Source organism: Alteromonas sp. AWJ4_199 (assembly GCF_056159165.1).
The window spans coordinates 1,663,767-1,687,641 of record NZ_JBSWUR010000001.1; the positions used below are offsets into that span (position 1 = coordinate 1,663,767).

The 23,875-nt window shown below is 45.5% G+C and carries 17 protein-coding genes; 10 read left to right on the forward strand and 7 right to left on the reverse strand.

Annotated features, from left to right (window positions below):
• The first annotated feature begins 73 nt into the window (after nucleotides 1–73).
• The 3 genes from ACXAER_RS07225 to ACXAER_RS07235 all read left to right on the forward strand — a co-directional run bounded on the left by ACXAER_RS07225 (nucleotide 74) and on the right by ACXAER_RS07235 (nucleotide 4,629).
• Nucleotides 74–1,864: a DEAD/DEAH box helicase gene (locus tag ACXAER_RS07225; protein WP_474827925.1), complete on the forward strand. Its 1,791-nt coding sequence runs from the start codon at nucleotides 74–76 to the stop codon at nucleotides 1,862–1,864.
• A 129-nt stretch (nucleotides 1,865–1,993) separates the two neighbouring features.
• Complete coding sequence (cysG, locus tag ACXAER_RS07230) at nucleotides 1,994–3,379, forward strand: siroheme synthase CysG (RefSeq protein WP_474827927.1); 1,386 nt, start codon at nucleotides 1,994–1,996, stop codon at nucleotides 3,377–3,379.
• A gap of 206 nt (nucleotides 3,380–3,585) precedes the next feature.
• Nucleotides 3,586–4,629 carry a hypothetical protein gene (locus ACXAER_RS07235; protein ID WP_474827929.1) on the forward strand — a complete coding sequence of 348 codons (1,044 nt, stop codon included), beginning with the start codon at nucleotides 3,586–3,588 and terminating at the stop codon, nucleotides 4,627–4,629.
• Nucleotides 4,630–4,741: 112 nt separating this feature from the next.
• Here ACXAER_RS07235 and ACXAER_RS07240 read toward each other — a convergent pair whose 3' ends face one another.
• Complete coding sequence (locus tag ACXAER_RS07240; RefSeq protein WP_474808821.1) at nucleotides 4,742–6,139, reverse strand: PhoH family protein; 1,398 nt, start codon at nucleotides 6,137–6,139, stop codon at nucleotides 4,742–4,744.
• Nucleotides 6,140–6,659: 520 nt separating this feature from the next.
• Between ACXAER_RS07240 and ACXAER_RS07245 the strand changes: the two genes are divergently transcribed.
• The 7 genes from ACXAER_RS07245 (at nucleotide 6,660) to ACXAER_RS07275 (ending at nucleotide 17,029) form a co-directional block, all read left to right on the forward strand.
• Nucleotides 6,660–8,075 carry a gluzincin family metallopeptidase gene (locus tag ACXAER_RS07245; RefSeq protein ID WP_474827932.1) on the forward strand — a complete coding sequence of 472 codons (1,416 nt, stop codon included), beginning with the start codon at nucleotides 6,660–6,662 and terminating at the stop codon, nucleotides 8,073–8,075.
• 87 nt (nucleotides 8,076–8,162) lie between these two features.
• A complete protein-coding gene (rapA, locus tag ACXAER_RS07250; RefSeq protein ID WP_474827934.1) occupies nucleotides 8,163–11,024 on the forward strand; it encodes an RNA polymerase-associated protein RapA in 2,862 nt (953 codons plus the stop codon).
• Between the two features lie 50 nt (nucleotides 11,025–11,074).
• Nucleotides 11,075–11,791, forward strand: coding sequence for a bifunctional tRNA pseudouridine(32) synthase/23S rRNA pseudouridine(746) synthase RluA (gene rluA / locus ACXAER_RS07255; RefSeq protein WP_474827936.1), 717 nt, complete (start codon nucleotides 11,075–11,077; stop codon nucleotides 11,789–11,791).
• 153 nt (nucleotides 11,792–11,944) lie between these two features.
• The gene (locus tag ACXAER_RS07260) at nucleotides 11,945–12,832 is read left to right on the forward strand and encodes a DUF3530 family protein (RefSeq protein ID WP_474827938.1); all 888 of its coding nucleotides are present in this window, start codon (nucleotides 11,945–11,947) and stop codon (nucleotides 12,830–12,832) included.
• A gap of 143 nt (nucleotides 12,833–12,975) precedes the next feature.
• Entirely contained in the window at nucleotides 12,976–13,299 is a 324-nt protein-coding gene (locus ACXAER_RS07265) for a hypothetical protein (protein ID WP_474827940.1), read from the forward strand.
• Nucleotides 13,300–13,399: 100 nt separating this feature from the next.
• A complete protein-coding gene (locus ACXAER_RS07270; RefSeq protein ID WP_474827942.1) occupies nucleotides 13,400–14,746 on the forward strand; it encodes an AmpG family muropeptide MFS transporter in 1,347 nt (448 codons plus the stop codon).
• 105 nt (nucleotides 14,747–14,851) lie between these two features.
• Entirely contained in the window at nucleotides 14,852–17,029 is a 2,178-nt protein-coding gene (locus ACXAER_RS07275; protein WP_474827944.1) for a response regulator, read from the forward strand.
• On the opposite strand, the gene ACXAER_RS07280 is transcribed toward ACXAER_RS07275, so the two are convergent.
• Genes ACXAER_RS07280 through ptsP form a run of 6 tightly spaced genes read right to left on the reverse strand, consistent with a single transcriptional unit; the run spans nucleotide 17,026 to nucleotide 23,855 of the window.
• Nucleotides 17,026–18,018, reverse strand: coding sequence for a GGDEF domain-containing protein (locus tag ACXAER_RS07280; protein WP_474827946.1), 993 nt, complete (start codon nucleotides 18,016–18,018; stop codon nucleotides 17,026–17,028). The two genes, ACXAER_RS07275 and ACXAER_RS07280, sit on opposite strands and share 4 nt — an antisense overlap.
• On the reverse strand, nucleotides 18,015–19,085 hold the full coding sequence (locus tag ACXAER_RS07285) for a response regulator (protein ID WP_474827948.1): 1,071 nt from the start codon (nucleotides 19,083–19,085) through the stop codon (nucleotides 18,015–18,017). Before ACXAER_RS07285 ends, ACXAER_RS07280 begins: the two co-directional genes overlap by 4 nt.
• 9 nt (nucleotides 19,086–19,094) lie before the next feature.
• Entirely contained in the window at nucleotides 19,095–19,928 is an 834-nt protein-coding gene (locus ACXAER_RS07290; protein WP_474808842.1) for a thymidylate synthase, read from the reverse strand.
• A gap of 8 nt (nucleotides 19,929–19,936) precedes the next feature.
• The gene (lgt, locus tag ACXAER_RS07295; protein WP_474827951.1) at nucleotides 19,937–20,749 is read right to left on the reverse strand and encodes a prolipoprotein diacylglyceryl transferase; all 813 of its coding nucleotides are present in this window, start codon (nucleotides 20,747–20,749) and stop codon (nucleotides 19,937–19,939) included.
• 4 nt (nucleotides 20,750–20,753) lie between these two features.
• A complete protein-coding gene (locus tag ACXAER_RS07300) occupies nucleotides 20,754–21,560 on the reverse strand; it encodes a sulfite exporter TauE/SafE family protein (RefSeq protein WP_474827953.1) in 807 nt (268 codons plus the stop codon).
• Between the two features lie 3 nt (nucleotides 21,561–21,563).
• A complete protein-coding gene (gene ptsP / locus ACXAER_RS07305) occupies nucleotides 21,564–23,855 on the reverse strand; it encodes a phosphoenolpyruvate--protein phosphotransferase (RefSeq protein WP_474830528.1) in 2,292 nt (763 codons plus the stop codon).
• Nucleotides 23,856–23,875 lie beyond the last annotated feature (20 nt).

The window sequence follows — 23,875 nt, forward strand, 5'->3', positions numbered from 1 at the left end:
TGCGATAATAAACCGAAAAAGTACGGTTTAGTCGTATGCCGCACCCTCCTTACTTAATGCACCAGGACCCTTAATGACAACAACTGTCGACATGACATTTAAAGACCTCAATTTACCAGAACCAATCTTACAAGCCCTTGAAAAAGTTGGCTACGAGAAACCGTCTCCTATTCAGGCTGAGAGTATTCCTCTTATTCTTGAAGGGCACGATTTACTCGGTCAGGCACAGACAGGGACAGGAAAAACCGCTGCGTTTGCCCTGCCTATGTTGGCAAATATCGATCCTGAGCAACGTAAGCCGCAATTACTGGTATTGGCCCCAACCCGTGAACTAGCTATTCAGGTTGCAGAGGCGTTTCAGGTTTATGCGAGCTTTAGTCAAAAAATTAAAGTACTTCCAGTATACGGCGGTCAGTCGTACGACAACCAAATTCGCCAGCTTAAGCGCGGCGTTCAAGTGGTTGTGGGTACACCAGGCCGTATCATCGACCATATAAAGCGCAAAACACTAGACTTAAGCGAACTTAAGTTCTTAGTGTTAGACGAAGCTGACGAAATGCTTCGCATGGGCTTTATTGATGACGTTGAACTTATTCTTAGCCACGCACCAGAAGAGCGCCAAACTGCGCTGTTCTCGGCAACTATGCCTGGTCCAATTAAGAAAATTACTCAGCGTTACTTAAAAGACCCTAAGCACGTTAAAATTGCGTCTAAGGTAAGTACGGCTAGCACTATTCGCCAGCGCTATTGCCAAATTGCACCACACCACAAACTTGAAGCGCTAACGCGTATTATGGAAGTAGAAGTGTTCGACGGTATGATCATTTTCGTACGTACGAAAACAGCTACTGTTGAATTAGCAGATAAACTGTCTGCCCGTGGTTACGATGTAGAGCCGCTAAACGGTGATATTCCTCAGGCTGCCCGTGAGCGTACTGTTGAAAAGCTTAAACAAGGTAAAATTGATATCCTCGTTGCTACTGACGTAGTTGCCCGTGGTCTTGACGTTGAGCGTGTAAGTCACGTTATCAACTACGATATCCCGTATGACAGTGAGTCTTACGTACACCGTATTGGTCGTACTGGTCGTGCTGGTCGTCAAGGTGATGCAATCCTATTTATCTCTCACCGCGAAAAACGCTTGTTGTTCTCTATCGAGAAAACCACTAAGCAGCCTATTGAAGCGATGCCTATTCCTTCAATCAGCGAAATCAATGAGACACGTTTAAGCCGTTTCAAACAATCGGTTGCCGAAGCTGCTCAAGACGATAGCATTGAATCGTTAATGCCAATCGTTGAGATGATCAAAGAAGAAAACGAAGCATCGCCCGAAGTCTTGATGGCTGCGCTACTTAAAATTGCGCAAGGTGATGAGCCGTTAATTCTTAAAGAATCGGATCGACCAGATATCAATAGCAAGCCTCCGCGCGATAATCGTGATAGAAACTCTCGTGATGGACGCGAAAGAAAGCCAAGAGTACCACGTGGTAACCGCAAGCCAGAAGAAGGCATGCAGCGCTTCCGTATTGAAGTGGGTCATGTTCACGGCGCTAAGCCTGGTAACATCGTTGGCGCTATTGCTAATGAAGCAAACATAAACTCGAAGCACATTGGCGCTATCGAAATTTATGACAACTTCAGCACGGTTGACCTTCCAGATGGCATGCCAAAGGAAACGCGCGATACGCTGCAGGGCACCCGTGTTGCGGGTCAGCGTTTAAATATTCGCGAATGGTCTGATACGCCACCAGCTAAGCGAGAAGGTCGTGGCGATCGTGGTAATCGCGGCGACAGAGCGCCTCGCGGCAACCGTGAAGACCGTGGCAATCGCGGAGATCGCGAAAACCGTAAGCGTAAGAACTAAATAGCAACACATTCAGCCTTTATATAACTAATTGCAATATGAAGGCTGTTTTCGTTGTTTTCTTATTAAAAAGAATTGGCGCAAAATAGTGTCAGTTCTTTTTTTGTATTTAAAGCTAAGAAAACCTTTATGGATTACTTTCCGCTATTCCTAGACGCTAGAAAACTCAATGTCCTTATTGTTGGGGCCGGTGAAGTGGCAGCCCGTAAGCTAGAGCTTATTATGAAGACGCCTGCAACCATTACCGTGGTTGCACCTTGGGTTTGTGACACGGTTAAACAACTAGCGTTAAATGAGAAAGTCACGCTGATTGAACGTGAGTTTGAAGATAGCGACCTTACCCATAAAGACATGGTGTTTATTGCCACCGACAAGGGCGATGTTAACCAGCATATTCATGACTTAGCTCGCGCCAACAAAGTGTTGGTTAATGTGGTAGATAACACGCCACTATGCCAGTTTATTACCCCTTCTATTGTTGACCGCTCCCCTATTATCATTGCTATGAGTAGTGGCGGTGTTGCGCCAGTTCTGCTGCGTTATTTGCGCCAAAAATTAGAGACTGTTCTGCCGGCCAATTTAAGTCGATTGGGCGCGTTTTCTGAAAAATTCCGCGAAAAAGTAAAACAGACGCTTAACGGTGTTACCGCAAGACGCTACTTTTGGGAGGACGTTCTTGACGGCGACATTGCAGAAATGGTTGAAAAGGGCCAAGACCAAAAAGCTGATGAAGCGTTTGACTTAGCGCTGCAGGCTGCCGCTGAAGACAAAAAAGTCGAGGGACAGGTTTATTTGGTTGGCGCAGGTCCTGGCGATCCAGACTTACTTACCTTTCGCGCCCTTCGCTTAATGCAAAAAGCTGACGTTGTTGTTTACGACCGCTTAGTTTCACCACAAATTCTTGAGCTTGTGCGTCGCGATGCTGAGAAAATCTATGTGGGTAAGGCTAAAAGCAATCACACGCTCCCTCAAGACGATATTAATCAGCTAATGGTTGATGAAGCGAAAAAAGGTAATCGCGTGGTGCGCTTGAAAGGCGGCGACCCATTCATATTTGGTCGCGGTGGAGAAGAAATTCAAACCCTTATTCAGCACGGTATTGAGTTTCAAGTGGTTCCCGGCATTACCGCAGCAAGCGGGGCATCTAGCTATGCGGGCATTCCGCTTACTCATAGAGACCATGCACAGTCTGTGGTGTTTGCCACCGGTCACCTTAAAAACGGCACAATTGACCTTAACTGGCCTGCCCTCGCGCAACAAAATCAAACTGCTGTGTTTTACATGGGACTAACAGGCTTGCCTATTATTTGCGAAAAAATGATTGAGCACGGTTTAGATGCTTCTACACCTATTGCGCTGGTTCAGTCAGCTACCACTGAAAAGCAGCAGGTGTTAACCGGTACGCTAGACGACATTGTGGCTAAGCAGGAAAAAGCGCAGCTTCAGCCGCCAACACTGATTATTGTGGGTAGCGTAGTAAGCCTTCACGATGAGTTGAACTGGTTTCAAGAATAGGCGACATAAGTCACCTCAGATTGATGATAAACCCCTCTTTTTTCCGGAGGGGTTTATTTTTTCTAGCAGCCGAAGGCTGCGTTTTATCCAAAGAACACCTTAACGTGGCTTCGTCTCTCAATCCCCTTAGACCAAATTCAGCATAAACTTGTTTTTTACACATAGGTGCGCATACTCAGTAATGTAATGAATATGTGGGATATGATGTGGTAAACAGTGTGAAGTGCGGTGCACAGACAGTAATTAGAAATGCGTTGAAAAAATATGTATTCGTGTCTCAATTTCACGGATTTAGCACAGTAAAACCAGCCAGCATGCTTATGCTGTTTTCTAGCCTCTGTTTAGTGGCTGCTGCACACGGCGAACAGCTCAAATACAGCAAAGTTAACACGGATACTGGGGTAAATTTTAGCTACGAATGGCTGGATAACGATGACACGCGACAATCTATTTCTTTTGAGTTATCTAATAGTGCATTAAAAGAAGCCCCCTCTCAGCAAGCGAATTACAAACCGAAAATAGCACAGCGATACATCATTGTTGCATTAACCAAAGAAGCAAAAAAAATAGACCCTAAAGTTGCGCGTGTGAAGATAACACCCAAACGAGAGTCTATTGATATCCAGGTTACAGGCTCAGACGAAGCGCAAGTTGAAGAAATACTCAGCAATTTAAAAGCTATTCAGCAACAAGAGTACGATAAGTACTTGCGAGACCATTACTTTACCCGCTTTACAACCTTGTTTAATCAAAAGGCGGTAAAACCAGACCACGTGCGATATGTTGCTGAGTCGGTAAAGCCTTTAGTAGCAGCATCACAAGCGTTTTATGAAAAAGTGGCTTCACAGTCAGACTCTAGGGCCTATTTTTCGCTCATTCTTAGCTGGCTTCAAAGTATCCCCTACGACACTTTGGAAGACAGAGTAGTAAGTAATGGCTCTGGCTATGCGCCCCCTGTAAGCGTACTTATGCAGAACCTTGGTGATTGCGATAGTAAGGCAGTACTGGCGTCTTCAATGGTGCGCGCGTTTTTACCTTCTACAAAAATGATCATGGTATTTTTACCAAATCATGCCTTGCTCGGTATTGCATTGACGCCTAAGGCAGATGACAGAACTATACAGCACGAGGGAGACACCTACGTGCTCTATGATCCAACTGGCCCGGCACTTATTCCATTTGGACAAGTATCTGAAGATACCGAACGCCACATTGTCACCGGGCGCTATCAAGTGGAAACCGTCGAGTAATAGGATTTATCCCTCCTTAGGGTATTGGAAGTATGTCTTCACTGAATGTAAAAATAAAAAGCGCCTTTTCGATTAAGGCGCTTCAAATAAAATTCTTGGGAAGAGTTACTCGCTAGAGGTTTTCTTCTGCAAAGCTCGCTAGTCGACTTCTTACTACACCGTCTAGGTTAATGGTGGCACTGCCCGAGAAGTCCTTGAACTTCTCAACCAAGTAAGTAAGCCCAGAGGTCACGGCGCTCAGATAGTTACTGTCAATCTGGGCCAAGTTACCGCCCACTATCAGCTTCGTTCCTTCACCACAACGTGTGATGATGGTTTTAAGCTGTGATGCCGTTAAGTTTTGCGACTCATCCAATATCACTATGGCATTTTGAATGCTTCGACCTCGCATGAAGTTCACCGACTTGTACTGAATGTTGGCTTTTTCCATGATGTAGTTCATAGAGCCTTTGGTATTTTCGTCATGTTTGTGAAGTACTTCCAAAGAATCAGTAATTGCTGCCAACCAAGGCAACATTTTTTCTTCTTCCGTTCCCGGCAAGAAGCCGATGGACTCAGCAATTTCCGGCGTGCTTCGCGTAACAATGATTTTGTCATACATGTTACGCTCTACCACCATTTCAAGGGCTGCCGCTAACGCAAGGAGCGTTTTACCACTACCGGCAGGGCCTGTGAGAATAACCATGTCAATGTGTGGGTCTAGCAGCGCATGAAGCGCCATGGCCTGCCCTATATTTTTGGGTGTGATGCCCCAGGCGTGACGACCCATCAAGCGTTCGTAACCTAAATCCAACACCTCTAAATGATCGTCGGTGATCTCTTCTACTAAACCTGCAAACTGCTTCGTTTCGTCGAGCAAAAACTCGTTTACATACGCTTCTGGCAACATAGACTTGGGGATAGTGTGAATGGTGTCGCGCCCTTCGCTGCGGCTATCCACGCTTTTTACGCTATCCCAAAAATTACCTTCAAAGGTATGAAACCCGCGAGATAAATATTTGATGTCAGTAATTAGCTGGTCGGTGCGGTAGTCTTCAACATGAGCGAGGCCTGCCCCTTTCGCTTTAAGGCGCATGTTTAAGTCTTTGGTAACCAACACCACTTTTTGCGGCGCGAACGTCTTTTGCAAGTGCAGCGCTACGTTAATAATGCGGTTGTCATTCTCGTTGCTGGTAAACACTTGCTGAGCCTCAACCATGTTGAGGTCGGCGAATATAGATAGACTCCCTGTAGGTGCCGTTTGACCCGCGCCCAACCCTTCCATCGATACACCCGCTAGCATATCTTCTGGCGTTGCGTCGTGGAGTAAATCCTCCATAGCCCGAATGGATACCCGTGCATCACGCGCCACATCTTTTTTGCTGTCTTTGATGTAGTCGAGTTCTTCCAATACGGTCATTGGAATAACAACATCATGTTCTTTAAAGGAGAGAAAAGCGTGAGGTTCGTGCAGCAGAATATTGGTATCGAGGACGTAAATCTTAGTATCGGTAGAATTTTTTTTTGGCATCCTTCACTCCGGTAAATAAAGCCAGGTTAGACGTATTGTTCATTTATGAACGCACGCGCTAACAAGCTACAGTTACGGTTGTAGGAGAATGCCGCTCGAAACAGGACTTCTTCCCCTACTCGCGTCGACTGAGAAGCAGTACTACTCATTCTGCCTCAAAGGTTCGTTTGTTAAATTAGCGAACCCTTAATTCCACCATAATCCAGTTTTTGAGATTTAGCACTGTTTTTTCTTTTTTATTTTTCGTTAGAGCAAGTGAGAAGCGGCGAACAGTCCCTTCACGTTATATGAGATAGCACAGCGCTCCATTTTGATAAAAAGAAGAAACTGGCATACTTGGTTCGTAACAAATGCTCACACTTTAACGACAGTTAGCGTAGTTTTAACTGCGTTTTTAATACCCAAATACGCTAAGGTGTACTTGTTGAAGCAGTGAATTAAACACGGGGGCTAACCCAATGCCACAACCCCCAATAAAGTGGATGCGTTTAAATTAATAACACTCAGGGAAAGATCAGCTATGAATTGGCTTAACATCACAAAAATAAAAACAGCCATAAGCATGACGTTAGCGCTACTAGCGTGCTTTAACGTTGAAGTTGCATGGGCGAATAGCCAAGCGCACAATGATTCTTCCCTTTCTACCATTCTAATCAACATTGAGAAAAGCACGGCTGACACGTCTGAAAAATGGGTAGTCACTTACACATTAACTACGCCAGCCAAAACGCTGGCTTTTGTTAGAAACCCAGATACATCAAGAACAACACGTTGGTTCGCGCAAGACAACGACATAGAAATCGTCTTTGATAACGTCAAACACCAAGAGCTTGTGCGCTCGAAGTCAGGCAAGCCCCTCTCTACCGTGTCATTTTTACTGACGCCCACCTATAAACACTTGGGAAAAGATTACGCACCATTTTCTCCTTTTTCTGATGGTGGAAATGCCTTTCACTCTGGGCGACTGTTTGCTTGTGCTAATGCCTGTACTGAAGAAGATAACAAATGGCAGCTGACACTCAATGTTCCCAGTGATGAGCACATAGTGTTGAATGGCAAAGTAATGAAAAGCAGCGTGTCGTGGACAGATAACAATGATGGAAGAGCCGTGTATGTGGGTAGGCAACAGCCAATTATTACCGATGATGTAGTTGCCCTAATTGATCCCGGGCTTCCTGAAAACATTAAAGCTTCGCTAGAAGAAGATATACCCAACATGATGGCGTTTTTCTCCCATTCTCTTAATCCGCTTAAGGGCGAAAAGCCCATGTTACTTGCCTCTTATGCAAACGTAAACGATCACTCTACACAAGGCGGCACACTACCTAACCAGATATTTATGCATTGGAACAGACAAGACTTAAATGAGCAGGCCGATAACAGCAGCTTTGTTAACCAAACACTTTGGTTCTTTGCTCACGAAGTCGCCCATTTATATCAGCCCGGCAGTACCGAAGGTGTATCAGAAAACGAGGAGCAGTCTTGGCTGCACGAGGGCAACGCCGACTACTTTGCGGCAATCGCCATGAACTTCCTCTACGAAGACGTCAATAGCTACGTTGAAAGCCGAATGACCCGCGCTTTCGAGAGCTGTACTGAAGGGCTGGCGAAGACAACGCTGGCTCGTGCTTATAAAAACGGGCTCTTCAATCTTTATTATTCATGCGGGATGATAATGCACCGCGCCATCGATAGCGTGGTGCAACAAAAAACGTTAGGTGAGGAGTCGCTGTTCACTGTATGGAAGCGACTTCAAAAAGCAGTGAATAATGGTATGCCGCCTGGCACAGCGACGTTCTTAAACTTGTTAGAACGATACCATGCACCTGAGCTTATAAAAGCCATCAACAGTGCAACGAGTGATGATGCAGCAAAAGCCATTCAAGGAATTGAAAACCTTTTTCAGATGCATCAGACCCCCTCTTCGCCCATGTAGTAAAAATGACAACCAATGGTCTAGTATTAATGACTTATCACAACGCAATGCGTACAATACCGCCCCCGAAAAATAGGTTGGTGATTTATGAGTTCAGATAGTCAATTTTCAGTTGGTCAGCGTTGGTTAAGCAACACAGAAATAGAGCTGGGGTTAGGTGTCGTTATTGGTAGCGACTTCCGTTCAGTTGAAGTGTTGTATCCAGCAACAGGCGAAGCGCGAAAGTATACTAAGCAAGATGCGCCGCTTACGCGACTAATTTTTGAAATTGGCGAAACGGTCAAAAGCCAAGACGGCTGGGAAATGACCATTACTGAAAAAGAAGAAAGCCAAGATCTTTTCATCTATCACGGGCTTCGCGAAGACACCAAAGCGCAAGCGCGATTACCTGAAACCATGCTAGACAGCCACATTCGCTTGAACCAACCTGAAAAGCGCCTGTTTAGTCAGCAATTAGACAACCCTAAATGGTTCGATTTGCGCGAGCGTGCTTTAGATCATCAATACGATTACTTACGTTCAAACACCATTGGTCTTGCAGGTGCGCGCATATCGCTTATTCCGCACCAACTTCACATTGCGTCAGAGGTAGGCGGCAGACACGCGCCTCGCGTATTACTTGCCGATGAAGTAGGCCTTGGTAAAACTATTGAAGCCGCGTTGATCATTCACCAGCAGCTTAAAACAGGCCGTGCAGAGCGCGTGCTTATTTTGGTTCCAGACTCGCTCATGCACCAATGGTTAGTTGAAATGCTTCGCCGCGTTAACCTTCCGTTTGCCATTTACGATGAAAGTCGCTGCGAAGCCATAGAAAAGAGCGAAGGCTTAGAAGATGACGAAACGTCTAACGCGAGCGCTGTGAATCCATTTGAAAACGACCAGCTGGTACTTTGCAGTATCGACTTCCTAAGCAAGAGCGAAAAACGCCAGCAGCAAATTCAAGCTGCAGGATGGGATTTAATGGTTGTCGATGAAGCCCATCACCTTGCGTGGTCAAGTGAGGCTCCCTCTGCCGAATACCTTTGTGTGGAAGCGCTGGCAAACCAAACACCTGGTGTATTACTGCTTACCGCCACGCCTGATCAACTTGGTCACGAAAGCCACTTTGCCCGCTTGCGCCTGCTCGACCCGGCTCGCTTCCATAGCTACGATGCATTCTTAGATGAAGAATCGAAATACAGCCAACTGGCCGATGCGGTAGCGCCATTACTTTCAGACGCCGAGCCTAACGACAAACAACGCAGCAAACTCGCAGAATTCGCGCCTGACGTAATGGAACATGCGGGTGATTTAAGTGCGCCGGAAAATCGCCATGCGTTGCTGCACCAACTTATCGATTGTCACGGCACAGGTCGTATGCTGTTTAGAAACCGCCGCGCCAATATCGAAGGCTTTCCGATGCGTAAATTAAGCGCTTACGAACTGGCTTTGCCCGAGGTTTATTCAGATGCCGTGAGTGGCGGCGACTTAACCTATTCACTGTATCCTGAACGTATGGCAAGCGTGGTTAACAGCTGGACCAAGCAAGACCCGCGCGTTGAATGGCTGCTTGATTTCATGCAAAGCGTTAAGCCAGAAAAGATTCTGCTTATTTGCGCAAGCGCCCGTACAGCGCAAGAATTAGGTGAGGTTATTCGCACGCAAACCGGAATTCGCCATAGTGTATTCCACGAAGGCATGAGCATTGTTGAACGCGACAAGGCGGCCCATTATTTTGCTGATGAGGAAGACGGCGCACAAATTCTACTGTGTAGTGAAATTGGTAGCGAAGGTCGTAACTTCCAGTTCGCTCACCATTTGGTGCTGTTCGATTTGCCTATCACGCCAGATCTGCTTGAACAACGTATTGGTCGCCTTGACCGTATTGGCCAAACCCAAACCGTACAAATTCACGTGCCGTATTTAGCGAAAACCGCGCAGCACGTATTACTAGATTGGTATCACGAAGGGCTGAATGCTTTTGAGAAGACCTGCCCAACCGGCTCTGGCGTGTTCGACGACGTTAAGCCTTTGCTTATTGGCGCCTGCTTACACCCTGACGATATGAGCGCCCTTGACGAGCTTGTGAACATGAGTGTTACGCTAAACAGTCAGCTAGTGGCGCAGCTTGAAGCCGGTCGCGATCGTCTTCTAGAGCTTAATGCTTCGGGAGAGGGCCGCGTAGAACAACTGCTTGAAGACATTATTACCCTTGATAGCGAACAAGATTTGTCGCGCTTTATGGGTCGCGTATTCGATGCTATTGGTGTTCAGCAGGACGAAAAAGGCAATGACTGCTTTATTCTTATGCCAACCGAGTCGATGGTGAGCCAGCTTCCAGGTCTTGACCCAGAAGGCATGACGGTTACTTACAAGCGCCGTGTTGCCACCACGCTAGAAAACGTGCAGTTTTTAAGTTGGGATCATCCACTTGTGCATACCGCCATGGACGTAGTACTCACCGACGTACACGGAAAGAGCAGCATGGGCTTCATTGCCGAGCCGTCTTTGCCAAAAGGCGCTTATTGGGTTGAGGCGTTGTTTGTGCTGCAGGCGCAAGCGCCTAAAGCGCTTCAGTTGGGTCGCTTCTTACCTCAAACGCCTGTGCGAGTGTGTTTAGATGCGCAAGGAAACCCGTCTGAATTAAGCTTCGACGTTAAGCGTAAAATTGGACGTAAGATCTCGGCTCAGCTTCTAAAAGCCTTGCAACAGCCGCTTGAGCTTGCCATAGAAAAGGCGCGTAAGCTTGCTCATCAGCAAGCTAACCAAAAGCAGCATGATGCCCTTAACGATATGCATAGCACATTGAATGATGAAATACAGCGCTTACGCGATCTTCAAAAGCGCAACCCTGCTGTGCGCGATAGCGAAATTGAATTTATTGAAACGCAAATGAATGCGCTCGATAAGGTCATTCAGGAAGCTGATGTTCAGCTAGACGCAATACGTATTGTGGTGAACAACCCGTAAATGCAAAATGTTAAGCACTGAAAGAACAACGTTGAAGTAACGAGTACATAATGGCAAACCCGAGTTTTGTTTATAACCCGCCTATGACGCCTTATCTTGATATCCTGTATCAAGATGAGGATGTGGTGGTAGCGCACAAGCCTAGCGGGCTGTTAAGCGTGCCAGGAAAGGCATTAGAGCACCGAGACTCGCTGATCAGCCGGGTGAACCGTGTTTATCCCACCGCCACAGTAGTACATCGCTTAGACATGGCGACTTCAGGTATTTTGGTGCTGGCGCTCAATAAAGACAGCCATCGCCATATCTCGAAACAGTTTGAACTTCGGCAAACTAAAAAACGTTACTTCGCCCGAGTTCATGGGCATGTAGAACAAGACAGCGGAGAAGTTAACCTTCCCCTTATTTGCGACTGGCCGAACAGACCGAAGCAAATGGTAGATTTCGAGCGCGGTAAGAAAGCAGTGACGCATTTTGACGTTGTCGAGCGTAACCATGATGAAAATGGATTGCCCTACTCTTTAGTTGCCCTTTATCCCATCACAGGTCGCTCTCATCAACTGCGCGTGCATATGCTTGCTTTAGGCCACCCTATTTTAGGGGACAGACTTTATGCCCATGAAGAAGCGCTATCCATGGCCTCTCGCTTACAGCTACATGCAGAAAGCTTGAGTTTTTCCCACCCAATACTTGGTCATTGGCTGCACTTTAATGTCACCATCCCTTTTAGTCCGTATTGCCCACCTCCACTTTCAGAGCGCATTGAGTAGCCCCTTAATGCGTCTCGGCCTTTATTAAACAACATTATTTTAGTTTTAAAGGGCGTTGCCGATAATCTTAATAGAACGAATTCGTTTATAAACTGATTTGATGCTGGCAAAACTGTCCGTATCAAGGTGATAGTTAAAGGCATACCATTTTTTATGAAAAGGCACGCTCTCCTTTTAACCTATGCATTGATTGTTTCGCTGCTGCCTATGACGGCTCATTGCGACTTTTTTACGGACGTAAAAAATGCTTATCTGCCAGGTGAAGTAAAAGCCCTTATGATAGGCGAAATGGAAGCCCCAATCATTGAAGTTGAGTCAAAAACACCGCTTCCCTTAGGTGTTGCTATCGTGCTTACTGAACCCTTTCCGTCTAGCCTTACTTTGGCGCAAGGAAATAGCCTTGCTAACATGCTTGCTGATAAAGGCTGGAACGTCATCATAAGCCCTTTCAATATGCCCATAAGCTCGTCTAACGCCGAAACCAGTGGTGAACAGGACAGCGAAATGTTGACAGAGGAAGCCTCGTCACCGACTGAAACTGCGCTAGTCATTCACCCTCGAAGTAACCAACTGACGCAATACCTCAACTTTGAAGCGGCAACAGAAGCCCTGACATTGCAGCTCAACGCTTTAGATAATTATTTACAAGACAAAACCGGATATCGCATGGTAATCGCGCAAGGTATGCTTGCTACCACTTACCTGTCTTCTATAGAAACACAGCCTAATTTACAGCCTGACACGTTTGTGGCTATTTCACCGTTTTGGCCAGAGGAAAATACAAACAATTTAGTGATTGATACCATAGCGAAAGCGAACTTTCCTGTGCTCGACTTAACCCTCAGCGACTTCAATGACTGGGAGGGCATCACCACAATGAAAAGAAAAGTTAGAGCGAAAAATGAACTAAAGTTACACTACAGGCAAGTTATCATTCCAAATAATTCTTCAATCTTTAGTATAAAGGCGATTGAAAAAACGTCTTATATTCAAATGGTTGCAAATAGCACTATAGGCTGGACCAGACATCTAGGCTGGTAATTCCTCAATCTTGGGATTAGGCTAAATCAGTATCCAAAACAGTTACCTACCTTTATTCACACGAATAATGGGGTGCTGAAGTCAATGGTAATCTTGTTATGGACTATACTATTTTTTAGCAAACAACGACGGTTGAGTGGCTTGTGAATGTTCAAGATTTTGTAGATAACAAAGCGAAACAGCTGTGTTTCTATTTGCGAGCATTTTGGCAGGGAGAGCTTCCTATCGAGGAGATCGAGCTATTCTTTTGGGATAGTATGGAAGAATGGGGGCAAATTGAATGCACATTAACCCAGCCATATACGCAAAAAGAGCGTGTTTTTTGGCATTTGCTTCATCAAGTGCATTACTGGAATGAAGATAAACTAACAAAAGACCAGTTTCTTGTTGATGAGTTAACAAACTGTGTTAACTTTCTGGAAGGTTTAGGGCACTGCCCTCTGGATTGCGTCGGGATCCGCCCCTAATTTCCGCTCACTTACAACGGTATACTCCCCCCTTGGGTTAAAACGTATCGCTTAAAATTTCATCATGCCCCCACAGTTTTATTGCTAAACACAATGGTTCATGGCTCAATACACTTTTGAGTCAACGCCGAAGGCCGAAGTATTGCTTACTGCATTAAAAACGTTCAACGACAAACGCTATCTAGCGATTTTTCTATTTGGCATTTCCAGCGGCTTTCCTTGGATCATGATTGGTTCAGTGTTATCGGCTTGGCTAAAAGATGAAGGTTTATCGCGTTCGGCTATTGGTCTTTTCGGTATCATCTTCGCCACCTACTCATTTAATTTTTTATGGTCGCCCCTTGTCGATAAGCTTAAGCCGCCGTTGTTAGGACAAAGACGCGGTTGGATCTTTTTGATGCAAAGCGCTGTTGTTTTCCTGTGTCTGGCCATGTCCCAACTTACCGCAAACCAAGACCTATTCTACGTAGCCTTGATTGGTTTACTCATCGCCATTGCTTCTGCCACCCAAGATATTGCTATTGATGGCTTTCGTATTGATTGTATTGAAAAAGAAGATAAAGATGGTATGTCTGCTGCCTCATCAGTAGCAACAGCTGGATGGTGGACGGGCTACGGTGGCCTTGGCGCTATCCCCTTTTTCTTAGCAGACCTCACTTCCTGGACTTGGCCAGATATTTACTTATTACTTGGCGCTATTATGGCCTCTTTGGCAGTAGCTACCTGGTTTGCTAATGAACCCGCAGTTAATAGGGAAGCTTTGCTTGAGCAAGTAACGGATGTAGGCGCAAACAGCTCTACAGCAATTAACTGGATAAGAACAACACTCATAACACCATTTTCGGAGTTCTTTAACCGCAATGGCATCAAGCTGGCTGCTTCATTCTTACTGTTTATTTTTCTTTTTAAAATTGGAGAAGCGTTTTTAGGTCGTATGAGCATCGTCTTCTATAAAGAAGTGGGTTTTTCAAATAGCGATATCGCCACTTACTCAAAGTTACTTAACTGGTGGGTGACCATTATATTCTCTTTACTTGGCGGGTTAGTGAACATCCGCTATGGTATTTACCGAGGGCTTATGATTGCTGGTGTTGCCATGGCGGCTTCAAACCTTCTGTTTGCTCTTATCGCACAAACAGGACCTTCAACTTCACTGTTAGCCATCACTGTAATTGTCGATGGTTTTACCGGAGCATGGAGCACTGTTGCCATGGTCGCCTTTATATCACTCTTATGTAACCGCGCTTTTAGCGCAACTCAATATGCACTTATGGCCTCACTAAGTGTTGCAGGACGAACATTGGTTGCTTCTAGCAGTGGTTTAGTTGTCGATAGTCTTAATGGAAACTGGAGTTTGTTTTTCATTTTGACCGCTGTCATGGTGGTCCCAAGCCTTTGCTTTTTATATTCCATAAGAGAGCACATAAAGCGCGTCGAAGCGCCATAAATTCCTTACACCCTGTTGCTATCTACATTTAGTGACCTTGCAAGTTTGTATTAGTTGCCTACATTTAAAGAAGGTAGTTAATACAAACTCTTGCAAGGAAGAAATTTGAGCGCAAACAAGGCTGATCCACCGCAACGCAAGTCATCATTGGCATTTGCCGCTTTTACCTTTTCAAAAGTAAACGCCACGGCTATGTTTTTCGCGGCCATTATTATCTCAATCTTGTTTGTGTTAAACACCAAACAGCAGTCTTCCATTACTAACCTTGAGCAAAAGAGTGATTTAGTAGACAGTATAATTACCGCTGAACATCGAATTCACCAATTCAATAGACAAACTCAAAGCGATAATGGCAATCATACCGCTCTAGCCCATCAGTTACAGGTAACGTACCAGGGGTTACATCGATATTTACAAGACAGATGGAGGGTCAGCGACGCTCCTGCGCCCGTTTCTAAAGAAGAGTTTACAAAGGCATATAAAGGTTTAAATAGAGCCACAGCCGAAGAAAGCGCCAAAACAACGCGAATATTGCTTTATACGCTTATGGCGCTCCCCCCTACTGAAATGAAGCCTTATATTGATGATGGCTTTAGCCTTCTTCCTCTTCTAAGCACCTTACAAGCGGAAGAAAATGCGGCGTTACTCCGTGTACAGGCACTGCGGCAAAAGATGTTGATAACCACTTTATTTGGCGCAGTTGTTCTGGTTCTTTGGTATCTTGGTGCGTGGATTATTAGTAAAAGCTCACCCAAGAAATCTCTGCGAAAACTCAACAAGTCAAAGGTACGGCTTGCTATTGCTGATAATGATCAAGACCTACAGAGCAAAGAGTTTTTACAGCTTATCAGCCATGAGTTTAGGGCCCCGATTAGCGCCATAATTAGTGCCTTAGAGCTTATTCCTAATTTGGAAGATCAGCGTACTCGGTTAATTCAACAAGCAGAGCAATCCAGTTATCGACTGCTAAATTTAACCAACAACCTTACTGATATACTCAATAATCACATAGAGGATGACCTACAACTTGCAAAGGTGGACTTGATCAGCTTGTTAGACGAATGCATATCCCCATTTTCGATTAGAATTAAAGACAAAAAACTCGAGTTCAACATGCACTGCAGTCATAGCGTACCTAGCTATGCTGAAACCGATCCTATGGCTCTTTCTAAAGTCGTTACAAATATTCTCGACAATGCCGTCAAGTTCACGTCCACGGGTCTAATCGACGTAACCGTCACAACGTTCGTTAAAAACAAGGGGATATTTCTAATAATCATCGTAAATGACACTGGCATTGGCATTGATGATAGTACACAGAAACGCATGTTTGAGCGCTTTTATAGAGGAGAGCATTCGCAAAGCCAGCGCTACCCAGGTGCAGGAATTGGCTTATCAGTAGCCAAGCGCAGTATTGATAGACTTGGCGGTACTCTTCAGGTTAATAGTACTGTCGGCGTCGGTTCGGAATTTAAAATAGCACTGCCTATAAAGCCCCTAGAAGATTCACCATCGGTGTCATCTACCCCTTCAAATGCCAAATTCGCGGTTGTCGACGATTTAGAAATATCAAGGCTTCACCTTCAGTCCATTATTACCAGAGAAGGGTATAGCGTAAGAGCATTTTCGTCTGGCGCCAACCTTTTGAACCTTCACGAAGAAGTGCTTCAATTCTCGGGCATTATTGCCGATTTATATATGCCTGGGATGAATGGGCTTGAATTGGTGAAAACACTGCGCGCCATTTACGGAGAGCGAGTGCCACCGGTCATCGTATTATCGGCAACACCGGATATTGCAAATATTATCGCCAACAGCGAGCTACCCATATATCAGAGCTTTGTTAAACCCATCGACAGAAACCGGTTTGTAGACGCCATTCATCAACTAACGGTAAATAATAAAAAAGTCATAAAAGATGTAGCTAAGGCCAACATATTAGTTGTTGAAGATGAACCGATTAACGCCGAGATGGTGGAGTATATGCTACAAAGTATGGGTCACAATGTGACGGTGAGTTATACCGGCGACGATGCCATTAGCCGAGTTAACGAAACAGTCTTTGACTGCGTGTTGCTCGACATCAACCTGCCAGATATTAACGGTTTGGAAGTAGCAAAAATAATGAAAGAAGGGCACCCTACCCTCCCTGTAATTGCCCTTACCGCTAACGCCCACCGAAATGATAAAGAGGCTTCACTGCAAGCGGGCATTCGCTATCACCTTGTAAAGCCGGTTACCTTTCAGGAACTTAGAAATACCTTGCGCCTTGCGCTTTCCTAAAGTGCGCTCTGGTCTAAGCGGTAAATGCGGTACTGGTTTCTACCATTTTCTTTGGCTTGGTAAAGGGCTTGGTCGGCACATTCAAGCCAGGCCATCGGTTCTTTAAAGTCGGGAGAGAACTGGGCGAGACCAAGGCTTACAGTGAAGTTTATTGATTCGCCCTCATGCTCAACCACCAAACGCTGTGCAAATTGTCGGATACGCTCGGCTACCGCTTTTGCATCGTCTACCGTTGAATCGTTAAGGATAATTGCAAACTCCTCGCCGCCATAACGCCCCGCCAGATCGGTTTCCCGTACACAACGTTTAATCAGGGCAGCAAGCATTTTTATGACTTTGTCGCCTGCCTGGTGACCGTAGGTGTCATTAATGCGCTTAAAGTGGTCGATGTCTAACATAAGGGCTGTGCTAGGCTTTTCTCGCCGAACACACAACTTGTGCATTTCATCAAAGCGCTCTTGCCAATAACGGCGGTTAAATAACCCTGTAAGCCCATCGACTCGGCTTGCGGTTTTCAACTCTTCGTTAAGATGCTGCATTCCCAGTTTGCCCAGGGCCTGCTCGGTCACATCGTAAACCAGCATACAGAACCGCTCTACACGTCCGCTTTTATCTACAATAGGGAAGATGGTCACGTTTTGGTACATAAACTCAGCGGCGCAAGTAACCGGACGATTACAATCGAACTTTAATAAGTAAGGGCGCTGCTCCCAAATGATAAACACCGGACTTTTTAAATTAAATACAGGGTCAACTTTGGTTCTAAGCCACTTCTCTTCTATTTCAGGAAAGTGAGAAAACAAGCTAGTCCCAACCATAGCGTTCGCTTTCTTAGCGCTATGATCCTCAAGAAATTTATTCCAGACCTGCACGTTGAAGTTGCGATCAATTACCGCAATCCCTACTTCAATTGAGTCGAGTAATTCTGCAGGTACGTGAGATGAACTAACGAGGGTTTCTGCAGCGAGTGTACCAGTTGAAGCATTCATAGACTTCCCTTGTCTTGTTTTATAAAGCCATCATCGAACAGCCGTGCATAAATGTGATTCATAGCATCACCGGGAAACAACAACAGAAGGTCGAAGGAAATATCTCTCGACTTTATCGCATAGCCAATCTCAATGGCCATTAATTTTCCCCAGCGCTGTACGTTATCACTTAGAAGCGTTGATAACCCTTGGTGCCGGCCGAGTAAAATAGGATGCGTATGACTAAAAGCGACGTTGAGCTGCTCTGACAAGCCATTTAAACAAGCGCCTATAAGAATATTCGACACGTCCATAAGGGCTTCGAGAGCGAGCTTGTCTGACGATGCCGACGAAGGGTATTTCAACAACTCAACAATGTTTTGCGTATTTGTATCGTTAAAGATAACCAGAGCTTCACCACTTATACCTTCGCTAATAAACCCTTTAGAAACCGCAGAAACGCTGTCATTACGATTAATCTCGGCAATCGCCATAGACAGTTCGTTGCTTTCAATTAAGTTAACATTAGGTATGGGCAAGTCAATAAACTCACCTAGCAGCTGGGCAAGATTTTCTCCCGCGCGACCCATGGCGATATTGACCATTTCACGGCATGCATCTAACTGCTCTTCGTTGCTCGTTGGGCCCTTGACTTTAAGCGCACTTGACTCACTTTGCCTCTGCGCCTTTTGTAAACTAGCCCCTGATGAATGGCTCTCACCATTATAAATACCGTAGGAAGATAAGATGTGGCTGAGCTTTTCATTATCAATTGGCTTTCGAATGAAATCTAAAGCACCCAGGGCAAGCATTTTTTCTCGCGCTTGCGATTGGACATCGCCGGAGACCACTACCACTAAACACGGTAAATCCTGTTGACGGATAGCTTCCATAGTTTGATAGCCATCCATCACCGGCATGTTTAAATCAAGAAAAACCACGTCGCCTTTGCCTTCCCGAATAAGCTCAAGGGCTTGTTCGCCATTCTCCGCAAAGGAAATATCTACGTCCCAGCCATCAGGTAGACTACGCGCCATCTGCCTTCTTGCGAAGCCTGAGTCATCGCAAATCAAGATTGGAGTACTCATGGTAACTCCTTATATAGCGACAGGGGCTTTGATATGCGGGTGTGACTGGTAATTCTTTAGCGTGAAGTCATCGTATGAAAAACCAAAGATATCTTTTATATCTGGGTTAATTTCCATCGTCGGACGGGCAAACGGTTCGCGACTAAGCTGAAGTTCTACCTGTTCAAGATGATTTGAATACAAGTGTGCGTCACCTAAAGTATGGATGAAATCACCCGGCTCTAGGTCGCATACTTGTGCAATCATCATGGTAAGCAGTGCGTAGCTTGCAATGTTAAACGGAACGCCAAGAAAGATATCACCGCTACGCTGGTAAAGCTGGCAGCTTAGCTTTCCTTCTAAAACGTAAAACTGGAAAAGCGTATGGCATGGAGGAAGCGCCTGCTTGCCCATTGCCGCATTTTCTTTGGGTGAATAGCTAGTATCAGGCAATACCGCAGGGTTCCAGCCGCTAACGATGAGACGACGTGAATCAGGGTTATTTTTAATTTGCTCTACCACTTCGGCAATTTGGTCAACAGAGGTACCGTCACCGCGATCCCAACTACGCCATTGATGGCCATATACAGGGCCAAGCTCGCCTTCATCGGTAGCCCATTCATCCCAAATTTTTACGCCGTGTTCTTTTAAATAGGCAATATTTGTTTCGCCTTTTAAGAACCAAAGTAGTTCGTGAATGATTGATTTTAAGTGACACTTCTTTGTTGTCACCAAAGGGAAACCTTCCTGTAAATTAAAACGCATCTGATAGCCGAATACACTTAATGTACCTGTACCAGTTCGATCTTCCTTTTTCACACCCGTATCACGTACATGGCGCATTAATGCGAGATATTCTTTCATCGTTATTCTTATATTTTTTGTTGTTCAACACGGTCTTTCCCGCGCATATAAGCACGGACTATTAATCCTATTCCTAAAGCTATCATAGGTAAACAAAGAAGTTGCCCTTGGCTTAGGCCCATTTGGTATAAGCCAATATGAGCATCAGGCTCTCTGAAGTACTCAACGATAAACCTAAAGCTACCGTAACCGAGCAAGAATAAACCACTCACCGACCCTACCGGGCGCTTCTTGGCAGAATAAAGCCATAGGATAATAAAGAGCAACACGCCCTCTAGCGCAAATTCGTATAGCTGAGACGGGTGACGAGGAACATAACCTGCGTTAGGAAAAATAACAGCCCAAGGTACGTCCGTGGTGCGCCCCCATAGCTCTGCGTTTAAGAAATTGCCAATTCGACCAGCCCCCAAGCCAATGGGCACCAGTGGTGCAACGAAATCCCCTAAACGAAGGAAGGTGGTATTCATACACTTCGCACGCCAAAACAGGGCTACTAATACCCCTAACAAGCCGCCGTGGAAAGACATTCCACCCGCCCAAATTTTAAATAGATACAGAGGGTCGTCTAAGAACATGCCAAACTGGTAGAAGAACACATAGCCAATGCGCCCCCCCAAAATCACGCCCACAAAGCTCCAGAAAAGCAGATCGCTTAGCTGCTCACGGCTCCAGTTAGTCTGTGAAAGGCGCTTTTGTGCCAGCAAGTATGCGGCAATAAAGCCCACCAAATACATTAAGCCGTACCAGCGCACACTTAATGGACCGACACTGAAGATAACGGGGTCGATACTGGGAAATACCAGATAACTGCTCTGTTCCATTATTTTATTCAATTCCTAAAATCATTCTAATGCTTACTAAAACAAGTAAACATGCCAACATCGCTTTTAACACACGTATATTAACGCGCTGCCCGAGCTTTGCCCCTATGTTTGCGGTAAACATGGAGGTTGCAACAATACCAGCTGTAGCAGGCAGATAAACATAACCCATACTGTATTCTGGTACATCTATCTCACCCCACCCAGCGATAACAAAACTGGTGGTACCAAAAACGGCAATAACTAGCCCGCAAAAAGCGGCGCAACCTATAGCCGCGCGTACATTAACACGAAACCACACTAAAGCAGGCACCAATAATGCGCCACCGCCAATTCCCATTAGCGCACTTAGCATGCCTGCTCCGCCACCAACAGAGGCTAACGCCCCTTTGGACGCTTCATTTTCAGACGCTTTTTGTTTGCCAAAAATCATTTGCAGAGCTATCAATATAACCAGGACAGCGAACACGTCCTTTAGCAATTCACCTGAAATATGACTTGCCACCTGGGCACCGGCAATTGCGCCAAATGCAATCCCTAACCCTGTATAAAGCACAATATGACGCTGAATATTACCCAGTTTATAATGTGCTAAAGCCGACGACATACCCGTGAAAATGATGGTAGATAAGGATGTTGCGATAGCGACAGGCATAACTGTTTCAGTAGTCATGCCCAGAAAATGAATCAGTAAGTATGACAGCGCAGGTACGATAATTAAACCGCCCCCAATACCTAACATACCCGCCAGAATTCCAACCACAGAGCCCAAGATCAAACAGCTGACAATAATTACTACAAATGGGTCCATTTATTAGGCACCTGCTCGGATAAGGCCTCCTAGGCCCTTAGTTTCAAGGTATTGATTCAAGTGCACAAAAACTTCTTCTTGGCTTACAGAGGTGAGTGCCAATGATAGTAGCTGCTTACATTCATCCAGCGTGACTTTTCTAATAAGCCAGTTTATTTTTCTTAAGTTAAAGCCGTTCATGCTTAATCGGCGATAGCCCATGCCCATCAACAATAAAACCCCTGCTGGCTCTCCCGCGATTTCTCCGCAGATAGTAACAGGCACTTGGCTTTGATTAGCTTTTTGAACTACATCATAAAGCGCCCCTAAAACGGCAGGATGATAGCTATTATAAAGCCCCGCCACTCGCGTGTTATTTCTATCCACCGCCAATAGATATTGGGTTAAGTCATTACTGCCCACTGAAAAGAAATCGACGTGTTTGGCCAATTGAGGTAGCTGATAAAGTACCGACGGCACTTCAAGCATAATACCCAGTTTTGGCTTAACCAGGCTTTGTCCAGACTCTGCAATTTCGTCAGATATCTCATAAAACGCCTGATTAATAAGGCGCTTAGATTCCTGCACTTCGGATACCGTAGATATCATAGGCAGCATAATCTGAAGGTTGCTTAGCCCTGCGCTTGCCCGAAGCATAGCGCGAACCTGAACCAAGAATATTTCTGGGTGGTCAAGTGTAAGACGTATGCCACGCCACCCTAAAAACGGGTTTTCTTCACTGATTGGGAAATAAGGCAGTGGTTTATCGCCCCCCACATCGAGTGTACGCATGGTGATGGGTAACGAAGGTGCCGCCTCAAGGACTTGACGGTACAACAGTACTTGCTCTTGCTCCGAAGGGAATCGCTCGCGAAGCATAAAGGGAATTTCGGTGCGGTATAAACCCACGCCTGCCCCAATCTGCTCAGCGTTTAGCTCTACTTCAGCAGAAAGACCCGCGTTGATGTATAAGGACATTCTGCAACCATCAACACTCTCACACGGTTTATCTGCCTCTGCGTCAATTTTCTCTGCAATGGCAGACTCTTCATCAATAAGCTGAATAAACTCAGTCTTAATATTACGTTCTGGAGAAACAATGACTTCGCCAGAATAGCCATCAAGCAGTATTTCTTTGTCTTCAAGTAGTGCTGGTGTAACGTTTTGACAGCCCATTACGGCAGGCACGCCCATAGCCCTTGCTAATATGGCTGCGTGAGAGTTGTTCGAGCCACGAATAGAGATAATACCTTTGAGCTTATCTCGCGGAAACTCAGCAAGCATGGGAGCTGACACTTCATCAGCGACTAAAATACTTGCCTCAGTAATAACCTGCTCAGAAACTTTTTGTCCGTTCGCTTCATACAAAATATTGGCTAAGATACGGTCGGATAAATCGACAATATCAATAGCACGCTCTTGCATGTAAGGGTCGTCCATAGCCTGAAAACGAGCTGCGTAGCTTTCGACTACCATTTTCAACGACGATGCAGCATCCCAACCTTGGCGAATTTTTTCTTCTACTTCGCGCCCAAGACTATTGGCATCTAATAGGTGATGGTACAGCTGGAAAATGGATTTAACGTCATCGGGGATTCCGTCATCCAATCGCTGAGACAGGGCGTCAACATGCCCCCTTGTTACCTCAACACCTTTGCGGTAAAGCTGAATTTGATCTTGCGGCGACTGTGTGCGTTTTACTACCCAGTTTTTGAGGTTAATCGATTTATCTGGCGATACGCCGATACCGATAGCTAAACCAGGAGAGCCTGGAATGCCACGCACATTTTTTTGTCGAGCAATGTTGTCGGTGGAGTTAGAGAGTGTCAATGCGCCGCGTATGTCAGCATTAGTGATCTCTAACGCAAGCTGTGCAGCAAGGGTAACTAAAAACGCCTCTTCATCTTCACTAAAGCGCCGCATCTGAGACTGCTGAAGAGTAATAACACCAAGAACACGCCTTTGATTGATAATGGGCGTGCCTAAAAAAGCATTATAATTTTCTTCCTTTACTTCTGGATAGTGTTTGAATCTAGGGTGGTTGTGCGCGTTTACGATATTAAGCGGTTCTTCACGTTGACCAACTAAACCGATAAGACCTTCCGAAAAACCGATGCGAACTTGTTCTACCGCATCGGGGTGAAGGCCGTCAGTGGCTTTAAGAATGAATTCTTGCGTGTCGTAATCGGCAAGATAAATAGAACATGAGTCAACACTGAGGGTGTGCTTTACACGTGAGGCCAGTTTAAACAAAGCGGTATCGAGTGCAGGAATTTGATTCATTTCCTGCACGATACGTTTCAATGTAGTTAACATAGCGCCTTGCTGGCTCTGAG